Annotated in this window: 12 protein-coding genes; 5 read left to right on the top strand and 7 right to left on the bottom strand. The window is 72.0% G+C overall.

Annotated features, from left to right (window positions below; all coding sequences use genetic code 11):
• The first annotated feature begins 19 nt into the window (after positions 1–19).
• Positions 20–496: a hypothetical protein gene (locus N4G66_RS09435; protein WP_261703549.1), complete on the top strand. Its 477-nt coding sequence runs from the start codon at positions 20–22 to the stop codon at positions 494–496.
• Here the strand turns inward: N4G66_RS09435 and N4G66_RS09440 are convergent.
• Together N4G66_RS09440 and N4G66_RS09445 are read right to left on the bottom strand one after the other, a co-directional pair.
• A complete protein-coding gene (locus N4G66_RS09440) occupies positions 480–4,208 on the bottom strand; it encodes an ABC transporter ATP-binding protein (RefSeq protein WP_261703550.1) in 3,729 nt (1,242 codons plus the stop codon). The genes N4G66_RS09435 and N4G66_RS09440 overlap by 17 nt on opposite strands.
• Positions 4,209–4,407: 199 nt before the next feature.
• Entirely contained in the window at positions 4,408–5,331 is a 924-nt protein-coding gene (locus N4G66_RS09445) for a class A beta-lactamase-related serine hydrolase (protein ID WP_261703551.1), read from the bottom strand.
• 444 nt (positions 5,332–5,775) lie between these two features.
• Between N4G66_RS09445 and N4G66_RS09450 the strand changes: the two genes are divergently transcribed.
• Entirely contained in the window at positions 5,776–8,037 is a 2,262-nt protein-coding gene (locus N4G66_RS09450) for a glycosyltransferase family 39 protein (protein WP_261703552.1), read from the top strand.
• 219 nt (positions 8,038–8,256) lie between these two features.
• Complete coding sequence (locus tag N4G66_RS09455) at positions 8,257–9,060, top strand: endonuclease I family protein (RefSeq protein ID WP_261703553.1); 804 nt, start codon at positions 8,257–8,259, stop codon at positions 9,058–9,060.
• Positions 9,061–9,227: 167 nt separating this feature from the next.
• Here the strand turns inward: N4G66_RS09455 and N4G66_RS09460 are convergent, their stop codons facing one another.
• The 3 genes from N4G66_RS09460 to N4G66_RS09470 form a co-directional block, all read right to left on the bottom strand.
• On the bottom strand, positions 9,228–10,913 hold the full coding sequence (locus tag N4G66_RS09460) for a thiamine pyrophosphate-binding protein (RefSeq protein WP_261703554.1): 1,686 nt from the start codon (positions 10,911–10,913) through the stop codon (positions 9,228–9,230).
• Complete coding sequence (gene speB, locus N4G66_RS09465; protein ID WP_261703555.1) at positions 10,910–11,878, bottom strand: agmatinase; 969 nt, start codon at positions 11,876–11,878, stop codon at positions 10,910–10,912. The genes N4G66_RS09460 and speB overlap by 4 nt, the downstream gene beginning before the upstream one ends.
• 63 nt (positions 11,879–11,941) lie before the next feature.
• Entirely contained in the window at positions 11,942–13,402 is a 1,461-nt protein-coding gene (locus N4G66_RS09470; RefSeq protein ID WP_261703556.1) for a sodium:solute symporter, read from the bottom strand.
• A gap of 167 nt (positions 13,403–13,569) precedes the next feature.
• Between N4G66_RS09470 and N4G66_RS09475 the strand changes: the two genes are divergently transcribed.
• Both N4G66_RS09475 and N4G66_RS09480 read left to right on the top strand, forming a co-directional pair.
• The gene (locus tag N4G66_RS09475; RefSeq protein WP_261703557.1) at positions 13,570–15,153 is read left to right on the top strand and encodes a PucR family transcriptional regulator; all 1,584 of its coding nucleotides are present in this window, start codon (positions 13,570–13,572) and stop codon (positions 15,151–15,153) included.
• Between the two features lie 98 nt (positions 15,154–15,251).
• Positions 15,252–16,040: a phosphatase gene (locus tag N4G66_RS09480; RefSeq protein WP_261703558.1), complete on the top strand. Its 789-nt coding sequence runs from the start codon at positions 15,252–15,254 to the stop codon at positions 16,038–16,040.
• A gap of 42 nt (positions 16,041–16,082) precedes the next feature.
• On the opposite strand, the gene N4G66_RS09485 is transcribed toward N4G66_RS09480, so the two are convergent.
• Both N4G66_RS09485 and N4G66_RS09490 read right to left on the bottom strand, forming a co-directional pair.
• The gene (locus N4G66_RS09485) at positions 16,083–16,760 is read right to left on the bottom strand and encodes a maleylpyruvate isomerase N-terminal domain-containing protein (protein ID WP_261703559.1); all 678 of its coding nucleotides are present in this window, start codon (positions 16,758–16,760) and stop codon (positions 16,083–16,085) included.
• A gap of 44 nt (positions 16,761–16,804) precedes the next feature.
• Positions 16,805–17,791 (bottom strand): cation diffusion facilitator family transporter, encoded by a 987-nt coding sequence (locus tag N4G66_RS09490; RefSeq protein ID WP_261703560.1) that lies wholly within the window; start codon positions 17,789–17,791, stop codon positions 16,805–16,807.
• Between the last annotated feature and the right edge of the window lie 37 nt (positions 17,792–17,828).

Here is a 17,828-nt window from a genome sequence, read left to right on the forward strand (position 1 = left end):
AAACGAAAGGCGGTAGTTCATGTCCGGCATCAAGTCATCCCGCACGACCAGCCGCGCACTCGTCGCCGCGGCCCTTCTGATCACCGCCGGCGCCTCGGTGCCGGCCGTCGCGAGTTCCACCGCTCCACCGCCCGCCCGCAGCGGGAGCAGCGGTCCCGCATACGACCGCGTGGCCGACTTCTACGGCGCCTACATCGACGCCGTGACCGACACGGGTTCCGGCCGACTCAGCACCCAGCTGCGCTCGTTCTATCTGACCCCGGGGCTCCGCAGCAGCCTGTCCACGTGGGAGCACCGCCAGCACGCCGACGGGGTGCTGCGCGCCCAGGACGTGCCGAGCGCCTGGAAGGTGACACCGGGTGACAGCGGCGCCGGGCACACCTGGTCGACGGTCCGGCTGACCTGGGGCTCCGCTCAGCATCCGACGTACACCTATCTGACGGTGCAGTCGGATCTGGCGACGAAGAAGATCTCCGGCATCAAGCCGAGGAGCTGACGGGCTCCTCGGGCTCCGGGGAACCCACGAAGGTCCGCCACAGCGCGGCGTAACGGCCGTCGAGGCGGAGCAGTTCGTCGTGGGTGCCGTCCTCGGTGACGCGACCGTGGTCCATCACCACGACCCGGTCCGCGCGGGCGGCCGTCGTCAGCCGGTGGGCGACCACCAGTGTCGTACGGCGGCCCGCCAGCCGGTCGGTGGCCTGGTTGACCAGGGCCTCCGTCCCCAGGTCCAGCGAGGCCGTCGCCTCGTCGAGCAGCAGCACGTCCGGATCGACCAGCTCCGCGCGGGCCAGCGCGATCAACTGGCGCTGTCCCGCGGAGAGGTTGCGGCCGCGCTCGGCGACCTCGTGGAGATACCCGCCCTCCAGCGTGGCGATCATCTCGTGCGCGCCGACCGCGCGGGCGGCGGCCTCCACCTCGGCGTCGGTGGCGCCCGGACGGCCGTAGGCGATGGCGTCGCGGACGGTCCCCTGGAAGAGGTAGGCCTCCTGGGGGACAACCCCGAGCCGGTGCCGGTAGGAGGTGATGTCGAGGTCGCGCAGATCCTTGCCGTCGACCGTCACCCGCCCGCCCGTCGGGTCGTAGAACCGCGCGACCAGCTTCACGAGCGTCGACTTGCCCGCGCCGGTCTCCCCGACGAAGGCGACGGTCTGCCCGGCGGGGATGCGCAACGACACCGCGCTGAGCGCCTCTTCGGCCTCGCTCGCCGGTCCGTACGCGAAGTCGACGTCCTCGAACGCGATCTCGCCCCGCAGCGACGGCACCTCCAGCGGCTCGGCGGCGGCCTTGGTCGAGGTCGGCTCGCGCAGCAGTTCCTGGATGCGGCCCAGCGAGACGGTGGCCTGCTGATAGCCGTCGAAGACCTGCGAGAGCTGCTGCACGGGCGCGAAGAACAGGTCGATGTAGAGGAGGTAGGCGACCAGCGCGCCGGTGGTGAGCGTGCCGGAGTCGATCCGGTGGGCGCCCACGACCAGCACGGCCGCGGCGGCCCCCGAGGCCAGCAGCTGCACGAACGGGAAGTAGACGGAGATCAGCCACTGCCCGCGGATGCGCGCCCTGCGGTAGCTGTCGCTGCCCTCCGCGAACCGCCGCCCGCTCGCCTCCTCGCGCCTGAACGCCTGGAGGATCCGCAGCCCGGACACCGACTCCTGGAGATCGGCGTTGACCAGCGACACCCGCTCGCGGGCCAGTTCGTACGCCTTGACGCTCGCCCGGCGGAAGAAGAACGTGCCGATGACCAGCGGCGGCAGCGTCACGAAGACGACCAGCGCCAGCTGCACGTCGATCACCAGCAGGGCGACCATGATGCCGAAGAAGGTGACGACGGAGACGAACGCGGTGACGAGCCCGGTCTGCAGGAACGTCGACAGGGCGTCGACGTCGGTGGTCATCCGGGTCATGATCCGGCCCGTGAGCTCCCGCTCGTAGTAGTCGAGCCCGAGACGCTGGAGCTGCGCGAAGATCTTCAGGCGCAGCGCGTACAGAACCCGCTCGCCGGTACGGCCCGTCATCCGGGTCTCGCCGATCTGCGCCGCCCACTGCACGAGCACGGTGACCAGCGCGAGCGCGGCCGCCGCCCACACCGCGCCGAGCGCGAGCCGGGTGACGCCCTGGTCGATGCCGTGCCGGATCAGGATGGGCAGCAGCAGCGTCATCACCGCGTCGACGGCGACCAGCGCGAGGCTGATGAGCAGTGGGGCCCCGAAGCCGCGCAGCAGCCTGCGCAGTCCGTAGGAGTCCTCGGCCCCGACCGCGCGGGCCTCGTCGACGTCCGGGACGTCGGTGGCCGGGGGCAGCGCCTCGACCTGGGCGAGGAGTCCGGGGGTGGCCGGCATTCCTTCGAGCGCGTTGTCCCGGGGCTCACGGTCGCCGGTCCACAGGTGCGGCGTCACGCCGCGCTCGGCGTCGAACTCGGCGTCCAGCTCGTCACGTACGGAGGTGTCCTCCGGCGGCGCCGCCGGCAGGGCGTGTCCCGGGGAGACACCGCCCAGCTCGTCGGGGTCGGTGAGCAGCCGCCGGTAGAGCGCCGAGCGGGCCTGGAGCTCCTCGTGGGTGCCGATGTCGGCGAGCCGGCCGCCGTCGAGGACGGCGATGCGGTCGGCGAGATTGAGGGTGGAGCGGCGGTGCGCGATCAGCAGGGTCGTACGGCCCTCCATGACGTGCTTCAGCGCTTCGTGGATCTCGTGCTCGACCCGGGCGTCCACGGCGGAGGTGGCGTCGTCGAGGACGAGCAGCCGCGGGTCGGTGAGGATGGCGCGGGCGAGCGCGACACGCTGGCGCTGGCCTCCGGAGAGGGTGAGGCCGTGCTCGCCGACCGTGGTGTCGTAGCCGCCGGGCAGCTCGGCGATGAAACGGTCCGCCTGGGCGGCGCGGGCCGCGGTCTCTATCTCGTCCTGGGTGGCGTCGGGGCGGCCGTAGGCGATGTTGGCGCGCACGGTGTCGGAGAAGAGGAAGGAGTCCTCGGGGACGAGCCCGATCGCGGCGCGCAGCGACTCGGTGGTCAGCTCGCGGACGTCGTGGCCGCCGATGAGGACGGCGCCGTGCGTCACGTCGTAGAAGCGGGGCATCAGCAGCGAGACCGTCGACTTGCCGGAGCCGGACGAGCCGACGACGGCGAGGGTCTCGCCGGGCCGGATCTCGAAGCTCAGCCCGTCCAGGACCGGCCGGCCCTCCACATACCCGAAGGACACGTCGTCGAACTCGACGGTGGCGGGCGCGTCGGCCGGCAGGGTCTTGGTGCCGTCCTTGATCGACGGCTCGGTGTCGATCAGTTCGAGGACCCGCTCGGCGCCGGCGCGGGCCTGCTGTCCGACCGTGAGGACGACGGCCAGCATCCGCACCGGCCCGACGAGCTGCGCGAGGTAGGTGGAGAACGCCACGAAGGTGCCCAGCGTGATCTGGCCGCGCACGGCCAGCCAGCCGCCGAGCGCGAGCATCGCGACCTGGCCGAGGGCGGGCACGGCCTGGAGGGCCGGGGTGTACTTGGCGTTGAGCCGGATGGTCCGCAGCCGGCCCGCGAAGAGCCGCCGCCCGACCTCGCGCAGCTTGCCGGTCTCCTGGTCCTCCTGGCCGAAGCCCTTCACCACGCGGACGCCGCTGACGGCGCCGTCGACCACCCCGGCCACGGCGGCGGCCTGGGCCTGCGCGTACCAGGTGGCGGGGTGCAGCCGGGAGCGGCTGCGCCTGGCGACGAACCAGAGGGCCGGGGCGACGGCCAGCGCGACCAGGGTGAGCGGCAGGGACAGCGCGGCCATGATCCCGAGGGAGATCAGGAAGAGCAGGACGTTCCCGATGGTCATCGGGAGCATGAAGAGCAGGCCCTGGATCAGCTGGAGGTCGCTGGTCGCGCGGCCCACGACCTGCCCGGTGGACAGTTCGTCCTGGCGCCGCCCGTCCAGCCGGGTGATCGTCCCGTACATGTCGGTACGCAGATCGTGCTGGACGTCGAGTGCGAGCCGGCCGCCGTAGTAGCGGCGGACGAAGGTGAGGGCGTAGACGAGGACGGCGGCGCCGAGCAGTGCGCCCGCCCAGGGGGCCATGCCCCGGCTGTGGTCGCCGATGACGTCGTCGATGATCACCTTGGTGACCAGCGGGACCACCGCCATGAGGGCCATGCCGCCCAGCGAGGAGCCGAGCGCGAGCACCACGTCCTTCGGGTACCGCCACGCGTACCCGGCGAGCCGCCGCGCCCATCCCCGTTCCGTCGCCACTCCGGTACCTTCCGTAGATCTCACTCCGCCGGAAGGCACCAACACCGGGCGAAGCGGATTTCATCCCTCCGCAACAATCATCCGCCCGCCGGGCCGGGTGGCCGGGCGGGCGGATGAGTGCGCAGGGGCGTGCGGAGAGGGTGTCCGAGCGGGCGGACGACGGTGTCCGAACGAATGAGGTGAGGGACTACGGCCCCGGTCAGCTCGCCGGGACGGCCGGGAACGCTTCCGTCGGCGTCGACGTCGGCGTGAACCGCTGGACATTGGCGGTGACCGGCACGAGGTCCTTGTGGATGGCCTTGGCGACACCCTGAATGGTGGCGACGCCGTAGTCCATCGTGCTGCTGCCGACGGTGAGCACCGACATCATGTAGTCGTGGCCGCCGCCGTTGAACGTGCCGAGGCTGTGCACCCGCCAGGCGTTCGAGGAGCGCGAGAGCCAGCCGTTCTTGACGTGCACGGCGACCGTCGAGGGCGCCCCGGCCGGTGTCCCCCAGCGCTGCGAGGAGATGACCTGGCCCATGAGCTTCAGGACGTACGCGCGGGAGTTGTCGCTCAGCACCGCGTTCTTGGCGGTGATGAGCTTCAGCAGCTTCTGCTCGTCGGTGACGTTGATCTGCGTCAGACCCCAGTAGCCGCCGGTGCCCGGCGTGGTCTTCGTCATCCCCGCCGCGGTCAGGAAGCCCTTGATCTTCGTCAGACCGAGCTGGTTCCACAGCTTGGTCGTCGAGGCGTTGTCCGACTGGGTGATCATCTTGGTGGCGAGCGACGTCTCGGTGCTCGTCAGGTAGCGGTTGTGCTTCTTCGCGTCCCAGAGCAGCGTGGCGAGGACGGTGACCTTCACCGTGCTGGCCGAGTCGAAGGCGGTGGTGGCGCGGAGTGTGCAGGTGGTGTTCGTGGTGCGGTCGTAGAGGCCGACCGCGACGGTGCCCCTGCGGTTCGCGAGCGCCGCGGTGATGTCCTTCTGCAGCTTGGCGGCCAGACCGGCCTTCCCCGACGTACAGCTGACCGTCGGCGCCGGCGCGGCGGCGGCGGGGGTCGCGGCGACCGCGAGCGGCACGATGACCCCGGCGCCGAGGCTCACTGCGAGCACACGGGCACCCCGGGATATCCGGTGAATCATGGAGGCTTCCCATCCCCTTGAAGCGATACGAACGCGCCCAAGGGCGCGCGCTCTCTGATGACTCACAAGGGCGATCGATGGTTGTACGGGTGTTCTGCGGACGGGGGTTCGAGCCCAAAGCCTCGGAGCACAGCCCCGGAACGCAGAAACCCGGGCACGGGACGCGGAGACCCCGGGGAGGAGACCCGCGGGCGCGAAGCGCGGAGACCTCGGGGGGGGCGGAGACCCGGGGCCCGGGACGCGGATGATCGAGGCAGGCCCGGGGCACAGGAGCCCGGGGTGCGGAGGCCCGGGGTGCGGAGGCCCGGGGCACGGAGACCGGGTGCGGAGGGCCGGAGTGCGGAGGGCCGGAGTGCGGAGGCCCCGGATGCGGAGGCCCGGATGCACAGCTCACCCCCAGGTGGAGCACAGTGCGCACCCATCACCTCGCGTCAGGGTGCGACGGTGACGTCTGCCACTGACCCATCTCCCGACGCCCCCACGACTCCCCCCGCCCCGCCGCCGGTTCCCGCGCCGGCCTGGCCCACGGAGACGGCGCCGGCCGCACCCCGCTGGTCGCTGCCCGCGCTGCTGGCGATCCTCGTACTGGCCGCGGTCCTGTACTCCTGGAACCTGTCGGCCTCCGGCCTGAACAGCTTCTACAGCTCCGCCGTGTTCAGCGGCACGCAGAGCTGGAAGGCGTGGTTCTTCGGCTCGCTGGACGCGGGCAACTTCATGACCGTCGACAAGCCGCCGTTCGCGCTGATGGTCATGGGCCTGTCCTGCCGGATCCTCGGTTTCGGCACCTGGCAGATGATGCTGCCGATGATCCTCGTCGCGCTGGCGACGATCTGGATCCTGCACACCTCCGTGAAACGGGTGTGGGGCCACGGAGCGGCGACCGTCGCCGCGCTGGTGCTCGCGCTGACCCCGATCACGGTCGCCATCAACCGGGACAACAACCCCGACACCCTGCTGGTGTTCCTGATGGTGTCGGGTGCGGCGCTCGCCCTGCGGGCGACCACGAACGGCAGGCTGCTGCCACTGCTCGGCTCGGCCGCCTGTTTCGGCCTCGCGTTCAACACGAAGATGCTCCAGGGCTACATCGCGCTGCCCGCCGTCTTCGCGGTCTACCTCTACGCGGCCACGCCGAAGCTCAGGAAGCGGATCGTGAACCTGCTGCTCGCGGGCGTGGTCCTGGCCGTCTCCAGTTTCTGGTGGGCGACGGCCGTCTCCCTCGTGCCTGCCGACGACCGGCCCTACATCGGCGGTTCGACGGACGGCAGCGCCTGGGACCTGATCATGGGCTACAACGGCCTCGGCCGGGTCCTCGGCGGCGAGGGCAACGGCGGGGGCGGAGGCGGCGGGGGCGGAGGCTTCTCCGGTACCGCGGGTCTCGGCCGGCTGTTCAACGACATCCTGGGCGGCCAGATCTCCTGGCTGATCCCCTTCGCGGCCATCGCCCTCATCGGCGGTCTGGTGCTGTGCGGCCGCGCCCCGCGCACTGATCTCACGCGCGCCGTGCTGGTGCTGTGGGGCGGCTGGCTGCTCCTGCACTACCTGACGTTCGCCATGGCCGAGGGCACCATGCACCCGTACTACACGACCGCGGTCGCCCCGGGCATCGCGGTGCTGTGCGGGGGCGGCGGCACCATGCTGCTGCGCGCCTTCCGGGGCGGCGACGTGCGCTGGTCGTGGGTACTGCCCGCCGGGTTCGCGGTCACCGGCGTCTGGGCGGTCGTGCTGCTGCGCCGGGCCACCGACTGGAACGCCTGGCTGTGGCCCGCCGTCGCGGTGGTCATGGCACTGGCGATCGTGGGCCTGGTCCTCTTCCGTACCGGCCGACGCGCCCGGCTGCTGGCCGCGTCCGTGACCGCCGCGATCGTCGCGGCCCTCGCGGGCCCGACGGCTTACGCGGTCGCCGTGCCCGCGAGCTCCGGTGGCGGCGGCATGGGCGGCACCAACCCGACCGCCGGCCCCTCGACCGGCAACGGATTCGGCGGCGGGGGCGGTGGCGGCCGGGGCGGCTTCGGCGGCGGGCCTGGCGGCGGCGAACTGCCCGGCGGCACCGGGCAGGGCAACCAGGAAGCCGGCGGGACGATGCCCGGCGGCGGCGCGAACGGCGAGCTGCCCGGCGGTACCCCGCAGGGCGGCGGGAACGGTGGGTTCCCGGGCGGCGGCGAAGGCGGCCAGGCCGGCGGCTTCCCCGGTGGCGAGAACGGTACGGCCCCCGGTGGTACGGCCCCGAACGGCTCGGGCAGTCAGCCCGGCGGCGGGGGCGGGATGGGCGGCGGTGGCGGGATGGGCGGCGGCACCAGCAGCGAGCTGATCTCGTACCTGGAGAAGCACCAGGACGGCGCCAAGTGGCTGCTCGCGGTGTCCAATTCACAGAGCGCCGGACAGCTGATCCTGAGTACCCACAAGCCCGTCATCTCCATGTTCGGCTTCACCGGCAGCGACAACGGCATGACGGTCGCCAAGCTCAAGGAACTGGTGAAGAAGGGCGAGCTGCACTACATCCAGGTCGGCGGCGGCATGGGCGGCGGTATGGGCGGCGGCAACAGCGCCAGCTCTGCGGTCACCGCCTGGGTGCAGAAGAACGCCACGGCGGTGAAGGAGAGCGAGTACAGCAAGACCACGACGTCAGAGTCGGGTTCGAGCTCCGAGGCCCAGAACGGCCAGTCGGCCTCGACGCTCTATCGACTGGACCCCTCCGACCTCGGCTGACCCCGCTCCCGGCACCCGGCGGCCCCTGACCACACCCGGTCAGGGGCCGCTCGCCGATCCCGGCCGGAGGCGCCCGTTATGTCATGTCTCGCGCACGGCAGCCGAGTTGTTGAATCCCGACACGGAACTGACACCTCCCCTTAACCCCAGAGACCTCATGTTCATGTCACGATCCCGGTTATCCGCTCCATTCAACCCGCGTAGAACGGACACCCCACGATGCCCGCCACGCACATTCGCCGCTGGAAGACCCTGGCGCTGAGTACGTCCGCGGTTCTCGTCGGCCTCACCCTGCCGACGATGACCGCGACCCCCGCGAGCGCCACGACGACCGCGTACGACGCCACGTACTACAAGAACGCGGTCGGCAAGTCCGGCACGAGCCTGAAGTCCTCGCTGCACACCATCATCAGCAGCCAGACCAAGATCTCGTACTCCGCGGTCTGGAACGCGCTGATGGCCACCGACCAGGACCCGAACAACAGCAGCAACGTGATCCTGCTGTACAGCGGCGTCTCGCGCGCCAAGTCCCTCAACGGCGGCGACGTCGGCGACTGGAACCGCGAGCACACCTGGGCCAAGTCGCACGGCGACTTCGGCGAGGTGACCGGCCCCGGCACGGACCTGCACCATCTGCGCCCGGCGGACGTCCAGGTCAACAGCATCCGGGGCAACCTGGACTTCGACAACGGCGGCAGCGCGGTCACCAACGGGGGCGGCAGCAAGGTCGACTCCGACTCCTTCGAGCCGCGCGACGCCGACAAGGGCGACGTGGCCCGCATGATCCTCTACATGGCGGTCCGCTACGAGGGCGACGACGGCTTCGCCAACCTGGAGCCCGACGAGAAGGTCAACAACGGCAGCACCCCGTACATCGGCAAGCTGTCCGTGCTCAAGGCGTGGAGCGAGGCGGACCCGCCGAGCGCCTTCGAGGAGAAGCGCAACCAGGTCATCTACGACACCTACCAGCACAACCGCAACCCGTTCATCGACCACCCGGAGTGGGTCGAGGCGATCTGGTAGACGGGGCGCCCCGGGACCTCTCCCCTGCGGGAGGGGTCCTGGGGCAGGCGCTCGGTCCGGGCGGGCGTGAGCTCCCGGTCCGGGCGGGCGTGGGCGCTCAGCCCGGGCGAGCGTGGGCGCTACAGCCCGGGCGGGCGTGGGCGCTCAGCCCAGGCGGGCGTGGGCGCTCAGCCCAGGTGGGTAGGCGCGAACATCCGCAGTACCGCCGGGAGTACGACCACCGAGGGGCCGGGAGCGGCCAGGGCCTTGGCCAGGTCCTCCTCCAGCGTCTCGGGGGTCGTACGCACGCCCGGCACCCCGAAGGACTCGGCGAGGGCCACGTAGTCCGGCCGGGACAGCTCCGTGGCGGTCGCCTGGCCGAAGGCGCCGGTCATGTACTCGCGCAGGATGCCGTATCCGCCGTCGTCGACGATGAGCCAGGTGACCGGGAGACCGCACTGCTTCGCCGTGGCCAGCTCGGCGATGGAGTACAGCGCGCCGCCGTCGCCGGAGACCGCGAGCACCGGGCGGGAGGGGTCGGCCGCCGCCGCGCCCAGCGCCGCCGGGAAGCCGTAGCCGAGACCGCCGGCGCCCTGGGCGGAGTGCATGGTGTTGGCCCCGCGCGGGTCGAAGGCCGACCAGGCCCAGTACGCCAGGATCGTCATGTCCCAGAAGGACGGCGAGCTGGCCGGCAGGGCCCGGCGGACGGACGCCAGCACGCCCTGTTCCAGGGTGAGTTCCTGGGAGGCGATACGTTCCGCGACCCGGGCGAGGACCGTGCCCACGCGCTCCGGCGCCGCCGGGTCCGGGCGTTCCTGCACCGTCTCCAGGAGCGCGGACAGCGCGAGGCGCGCGTCCGCGTGGATGCCCAGCGCCGGGTGGTTGGACTCCAGTTTGCCGAGGTCGGCCTCGATCTGGATCACCCGGCCGCGGGGCTTGAACGTGTGGTAGTTCGAGGAGAGTTCGCCGAGGCCCGAGCCGACCACCAGCAGGACGTCGGCGTCCTCCAGGAAGTCGGTCGTGTACCGGTCCTCCAGCCAGGACTGGAGGGACAGCGGGTGCTCCCAGGGGAAGGCGCCCTTGCCGCCGAAGGTGGTGACGACCGGCGCGTTCAGCTTCTCGGCGAGCGCGCGGAGCTTGCCGGACGCGTCCGCCCGTACGACACCGCCGCCCGCGATGATCGCGGGGCGGGCCGCCGAGGACAGCAAGTGGGCTGCCAGCGCGGTCAGTTCGGGGCGCGGGACGACGTCCTCGGGGGTCGCGTCCATCGCCGTCACCATCGGCAGGCTCGTCTCGGCGAGGAGGACGTCCTGCGGGATCTCCACCCACACCGGCCCGTGCGGGGCGGTCAGCGCCGACTCCCAGGCCGCCGCGATGGCGGAGGGGATCTGGGACTGCGTACGGACCGTGTGGACCGACTTCACCACGCCACGGAACGAGGCCTGCTGGTCGGGGAGTTCGTGCAGATAGCCGTGGCGTCCGCCGCCGAGTCCCGCGGTCGGGATCTGGCTGCTGATCGCGAGGACGGGCGCCGAGGCGGCGCGCGCCTCCTGGAGCGCGGCGAGCGAGGTCAGCGCCCCGGGACCGGTGGAGAGCAGCAGCGGGGCGGCCTCACCGGTGATCCGGCCGTAGGCGTCCGCCGCGAACCCGGCGTTGTTCTCGACGCGCAGCCCGACGTACTGGAGCGAGGAGCGGCGCAGCGCGTCGAACATGCCGAGCGCGTGCTGGCCCGGCAGTCCGAAGACGGTCGTCGCGCCGAGACCGGAGAGGGTCTCCACGACCAGGTCTCCGCCGTTGCGGCCCGGGGGCGGGTTGAGCGCGGCCTCCGTCTGTGCCGCCGACGGGCGGAGGACCAGGTCGTGGTCGTGGGTCACTTGCTTCGGGCCTCCGCGATCTGGCGGGACATGATGGTGGTCAGTTCGTACGCGGTGTGGGACGCCGCCACCGCGGTGATCTCGGCGTGGTCGTACGCCGGGGCGACCTCGACGACATCGGCCGAGACCAGGTTGCAGGACGAGAGGCCGCGCAGGATCTCCAGGAGTTCGCGGGAGGTCATGCCGCCCGCCTCCGGGGTGCCGGTGCCGGGCGCGTGCGCCGGGTCGAGGCAGTCGATGTCGATGGAGATGTAGAGCGGGCGGTCGCCGATGCGCTGGCGCAGCTGGTCGGCGACCTCGTCGGCGCCGCGGCGGTAGACGTCCGCCGAGGTGACGATGCCGAAGCCCATCTTCTCGTCGTCGGTGAGGTCCTGCTTGCCGTAGAGCGGCCCGCGGATGCCGACGTGGGAGAGCGCCGAGGTGTCGAGGATGCCCTCCTCGACGGCGCGGCGGAACGGGGTGCCGTGGGTGTACTCGGCGCCGAAGTACGTGTCCCAGGTGTCGAGGTGGGCGTCGAAGTGGAGCAGCGCGACCGGACCGTGCTTCTTGGCGACCGAGCGCAGCAGGGGCAGCGCGATGGTGTGGTCGCCGCCGAGGGTCATCAGGCGCGCGCCGGTGCCGAGCAGCTCGTCGGCGGCGGCCTCCACCGTCTCCACGGCCTCGTTGATGTTGAACGGGTTCGCCGCGATGTCACCGGCGTCCGCCACCTGCGCGAGGGCGAACGGGGAGGCGTCCTGCGCAGGGTTGTAGGGGCGCAGCAGCCGGGACGCCTCGCGGATCGCGTTGCCGCCGAAGCGGGCGCCCGGCCGGTACGAGACGCCGGAGTCGAACGGCACACCGACGACGGCGACATCGGCGGTGCCGACCTCGTCGAGACGGGGCAGCCGGGCGAAGGTCGCGGGGCCGGCGTACCGCGGGATGCGGGACGAGTCGACGGGACCGCGGGGCGTCTCGTTGCTGCTCATGGGGTATTGCCTTCTTTCCTACGCTTCGTCGCGTATGTACAACTAAGTACAAGTACTACGACTCTACTGGTGAACCGGGACCGGTTCGGACAGGGGTTCGGCGTCACGGCCCGCGAGCCGCTCCCGCCAGGCGGCCAGCACCGCGGCATCGGTCGCCGGCGTGGCCAGCGAGACGATCACGTACGCGGCCAGGGAGAGGAGCAGTCCGTAGTAGACGGGCTCGTTCGCGAGGATGCCGTAGGTCGCCATCAGGCCGATGACCGCGACACCGCCGACGACGACGGAGGCGAGCGCGCCGTGCACCGTGCCGCGCTTCCACAGCAGACCGCCGAGGATCGGGACGAGCAGGCCGCCGACGAGCAGGTTGTACGCGACGGTCAGCGCCTCGACGACGTTGTTGAGCACGATCGCCGTGCAGATGACGGCTATGCCCATGACCAGGATGAAGAGGCGGTTGCCCTTGACCTCGTCGTGGTCCTCGGTGTCGCGCTTCACAGCGCCGCGCAGCCTCGACCAGATGTCGTTGTTGGCGACGGTGGCGCAGGCGATCAGGGCGCCGGAGGAGGTGGACATCACAGCGGCGAGGGCCGCGGCGAGCACCAGTCCGCGCACACCGACCGGGAGTTCGTCCTTGACGATGGTCGCGAAGGCGGTGTCGGCGCTGGGCAGCTTCGGGTAGAGGACCTTGGCGGCCGTGCCGATGACGGCGCCGGCGAGGGCGTACACCAGGCAGTAGGTGCCGGCGACGGTGCCGCCCCACTTGGCGGTCCTGTCACCGCGCGCGGTGAACACGCGCTGCCAGATGTCCTGACCGATCAGCATGCCGAACGTGTAGATCAGCACATAGGTGAAGATCGTCTCGCCGCCGATGCCCAGCGGGTCGAAGTACTCGGTGGGGAGCTTGGCCTTCATCGCGCTGAACCCGCCGGCCTTGACGACCGCGATGGGCAGCAGCAGGAGCAGCACGCCGACGGTCTTGACCACGAACTGCACCATGTCGGTGAGGGTGATCGACCACATGCCGCCGAGCGTCGAGTACGCGACGACGATCGAGCCGCCGAGGACGATCGCGAGCGTCCGGTTCATGTCGAAGAGGACGTCGAAGATCGTGGCGTACGCGATGGTCGAGGTGACCGCGAGCATCAGGGTGTACGCCCACATGACGACACCGGAGATGACGCCGGCCCTGCCGCCGTAGCGCAGGTCGAGCATCTCGGAGACGGTGTAGACCTTCAGGCGGGCTATGCGGGCCGAGAAGAAGACGCTGAGCGCCAGCAGGCCGAGGCCGATGGTGAAGACCATCCAGGCTCCGGAGAGTCCGTACTGGTAGCCGAGGCCCACACCGCCGATGGTGGACGCGCCGCCCAGGACGATGGCGGCCATGGTGCCGGAGTACATGACGGGCCCGAGCCGCCGCCCCGCGACGAGGAAGTCGCTCTTGGACTTGGCGCGGCGCATGCCCCACCAGCCCATGGCCAGCATGCCGGCCAGATAGACGACGATGACTGCGTAGTCGACGGCCATGGGTCTCCTCGGGGTGCTCTGTGGCGTGTCGTGCGGGGATGTGGGGGACGAGCCGGCAACTGATCGCGGGGACATCCGCCCGTACCCGTGGCTGCCGGTCGGGACCGACATTAGGTGGCCGGAAAGCGGCTGCGAAGTGTACGTTTCATCCATTCGATCCGAACGGGATGGAGGATCTGTCCACCATGCCGGAATCACCGTCACCGTCCGCCCCGGCCGTACCACCGACTCCTCCGGTGCCGCTGTCGGCACTGCTCGCCCGCGAGGACCTGGCCCTGCGCCTGATCGCCGGTCCCGCGGAGCCCGACACGGTGATCCACTGGGCGCACACCTCGGAGATGGCCGACCCCTACCCGTACCTGCTGGGCGGGGAGCTGCTGCTGTCGGCGGGGGTCCACATCCCCGAGGCGGCCGGCTCGGGCACCTATTTCGACGACTACGTCTCCCGCATCGTCGCGGCGGGCGGCGCGGCGCTCGGTTTCGGCCTGGCGCCGGTCCACGACACGGTCCCGCGCGCCCTCGTCGCGGCCTGCGACGCCTTTGGGCTGCCCCTGTTGGAGGTCCCGCCCCAGACGACGTTCTCCGGGGTCGCCCGCGCGGTGTGGCAGCTCATGGCGCAGGCCCGGCTGGCGGAACTGCGCCGGGTGACCGAGGCCCAGCAGAGCCTGGCGGCGGCCGCCGCCCGCCCCGATCCGGTACCGGCGGTGCTCCGGCAGCTGGCCCAGCGGGTGGGCGGCCGGGCGGTGCTGTACGGCCCGGAGGGCACGGAACTGGCCCACGCCGGGCGACTCCCGCCGTCCGGCCCGCAGGAAGCGGCGCGGTCGGCGAACCGGGCCGGGCCGGCGGACGCGGCCCACCGGGCGGACACGCTGTCTCCCGCGGAGGCGCTCGCCGAGCTTGCCGGTGTGGTGCGGCCCCGGGGAGCCCAGGGGCCGGCCCCGTCCTCCGCCACCGACACCGTGGGGGGCGTCCATCTGGCGGCCTACGCCCTCGGCAGCGGCCAGGGCTTCGTCCTGGGTGTCGCCGCGCCGAGCCGCGACCCCGGCGACCACACGATCGCCTCCGTCGCGTCCGTGCTGCTCTCCCTGCTCACCGGGGAGCACCAGAGCGGAAGCGGGGCCGCGCGGTCGGCGGCGCTGGTGCGGCTGCTGCTCGGGGCCGCGCCGCGGACGGTGGCGCCGCTTCTCGGCGGCGAGCGGTGGGTGGTCGTGCACGCGCGCCCCGCGGGGGACGGCCCCGCCCCGGACGCCGTCTCCGCGTCCGCGCTGGCGGCCACGCTGGGCTCGGCGCTGGTGGACGTCGGCGACGACGTCGTCCGCGTCCTCGTCCCCGGGGACCGCGAGCCCACCGCGCAGCCCGGCTGGATCTGCGGGGTCAGCGCGCCCGCGGGCCCGCACGCGTGGGCGGCGGCCGACACCCAGGCGGCCCGCGCGCTGGCCCGCGCCCGCGCCACCCGGACTCCCCTGATCCGCCACGGCGACCGTCCCGCGCTCGCGGACCTCGTCCCCCCGGCGGACGCCGAGGCCCACGCCCAGGCCCTGCTCGCCCCTGTCGCCGGAACCCCCGCGCTGACCGAGACCCTGCGCACCTGGCTTTCCCTGCACGGCAGTTGGGACCGCACCGCGGTGGCCCTCTCCGTCCACCGCAACACCGTGCGCCAACGCATCGCCCGCTGTTCGGCCTTGCTGGGGGCGGACCTCGACGACCCGGACGTACGGATGGAGTTGTGGTTCGCCCTCCGGGACGACTGAACACAAGACGGACCCGGGTCCCGTACACCTGAGTGACGCACATCCCAGCGACCGGGACAGCCGCGCTCCCGGCCGGAGGGCACCGGCACAATGGGGGTATGCCGATACCCGGGACTCCCAGCCGCGCCGAACTTGTCGACCATCTCGTGAAGACCCGTATCGCGGGCGATGTCGCCACGCCCCGCGAGAACAACCTCTCCCACTACCGCAAACTGGCGAACGGCGAGCGCAACTGGTGGCTCGGTCTGGAACTCGGCGACCGCTGGAGCGACGAGCAGGACGTGCTCGCGGTGATGGCGGAGCGGGTCGGCGTCAACGACGACCCGGAGTACCGGTACGGCCAGGACACCATCGACCCCGAGCTGACCGTGGACGCGCTGGACCGTCTCGCGGCCCGGCTGCGCAAGGCGGCCGAGGACCGGCAGCGGGTGCTGTTCGCGACCGGCCACCCGGGCGGGCTGCTGGACGTGCACCGCGCCACGGCCGCCGCCCTGCGCGCCGCCGGCTGCGAGATCGTGGTGATCCCCGACGGCCTGCAGACGGACGAGGGTTACGTCATGCAGTTCGCGGACGTCGCGGTCCTGGAGCACGGCGCCACGCTGTGGCACACCCACTCGGGCGAGCCGATGCGCGCGATCCTCACCGGTCTGCAGCGGGAGGGCCGCCCACTGCCCGACCTGGTCGTGGCCGACCACGGCTGGGCCGGTTTCGCAGGCCAGCAGGGCCTGGACTCCGTCGGATACGCCGACAGCAACGACCCGGCGCTCTTCCTCGCCGAGTCGGAGGGCACGCTCCAGGCCGTGGTCCCGCTCGACGACCACGTCCTCAGCCCGCGCCACTACGACCCGATGACGGCGTACCTGCTCAAGGAAGCGGGCCTCGCCTGAGCCCCGGCTCCGCCTCGGACCCTCTGGGTCCGTTGGGTCCCGTCAGATCCCGGCGATCGATCCGGGGGCGCGCTCGGCGCGGGCGAGCCCCCGGACGACGTTCACCGGCCCGTGCCGCCGGACCGCGAGGCGGGCGAGCAGATCGACCACCGGCGCGGTCACCCGCTCGGGGAAGTCCGGTGCCGGCAGGCCCACGCCGTACGCCAAGTCATCGGCGTGGACGACGAGTTCCATCAGCCGGGTGAGCAGGAAGTCGTCGAGGCCGAGGGACCAGTCGCCCCAGGACGGCATCCGGACCGGCCGCACGGCGGGGGCCTCGGGCAGCGCGGTCCGCAGCCGTTCGAGGGCCTCGCGGGCGCGTCCCACGAGCACCTCGTGCCCGTCCGCCGCCGTCGCCTCCCCGCCGCGCCGGATACGGATGTTGACCGCGCCGTCGACACCCGCGTCGAGCCAGGTCACCCGCTCCACGTAGTACTCCCGCAGCGACACCACCGGCTCCTCCGGCAGCGGCCGTGCCAGCAGGTCCGGCAGGGCGAGTTCCGGCCAGACGGTGTGCGCCGCGAGGCCGCCGACGCTGAAGTCCCGCAGCGCGCCGGGCTTTCCCCAGGCGACGGCGACGGCGGGTTCGGCGAGCAGCGCGGCGACCGTGTCCGCGGCTTCCAGGAAGACTTCCCGGATACGTGCCCCGCGCCAGTTCCACGACTCTTCCACGTAGGTCATGGCCGCCATCCAACCCCTCGCCCCCGAACCGCCTCAACTGCCTTTCACGGCCAGGGGTTCAACCCCTCGTCCCGCCGCTGGGCGTACCCCGGTGTCGGGTCCAGGTACACCCTGCTCACCGAGGGGAACACCGCCCGGAGCCGGTCCTCCGCCTGTTCGCAGGCCCACTCGATCTCGGCCGCTGTCGACGCGTCCCGGAAGTCGACCTTGGCGGCGATGAGCGCCTCTCGCGGCCCCTGCATGAGCGTGATCAGTTCCAGTACGGCCTCCACGTGCTCCACCGCGAGCAGCTCCGCCCGGATCCGCTCCCGCATCGGCCGGGGCAGCGGCCGTCCGATCAGCAGCTCCGCGTTGGAACGGCCGAGCACCCAGGCGACGTAGAGCAGCAGGAGCCCGATGAGCAGCGAGGCGATGCCGTCCCAGACACCCGATCCGGTCAGCTGGCCGCCCAGCAGGCCCCCCGCGGCGAACACCAGTCCGACCAGTGCCGCCGAGTCCTCCATGACGACGGCCTTCACGGCGGTGTCGGGAGTGCGCCGAAGGTAGGTCTTGAAGGAGGCGTCGACCCGGGCGGCCTCGCCGCGCGCCTGCCGCAGCCCCGTCCGCAGGGAGAAGCCCTCCAGGAGGAAGGCGAGGGCCAGCACGATGTACGACACGAGCGGGTCGCCGAGCTCCTCCCCCGCGACCAGGGTGTGGATGCCGTCGTAGATCGAGAAGACCGCGCCGCCGACGAAGGTGGCGACGGCGGCGAGCAGCGCCCAGATGTACCGCTCGGGGCCGTAGCCCAGCGGATGGTCCTCGTCGGCCGGTTTCTCGCTGCGTTTGAGCGCCGTGAGCAGCAGCAGTTCCGTAACCGTGTCGGCGACGGAGTGGGCGGCCTCCGACAGCATCGCGCTGGAGCCGCTGATGACGCCGGCGACCGCCTTGGCGAGGGCGATCCCGAGATTGGCGGCGGCGGCGACGATCACCGTGAAGACGCTCTCGCCGCCGCTGTCGCCGCTGCCCTCGTCCCGTGCTGCTGCTTCGGTCATGCCTCAGTCTGACCGAGGAACGGGTCGTCGCCGCGGA

The sequence above is a fragment of the Streptomyces rhizosphaerihabitans genome, assembly GCF_025399795.1.
Lineage (GTDB): Bacteria > Actinomycetota > Actinomycetes > Streptomycetales > Streptomycetaceae > Streptomyces > Streptomyces rhizosphaerihabitans.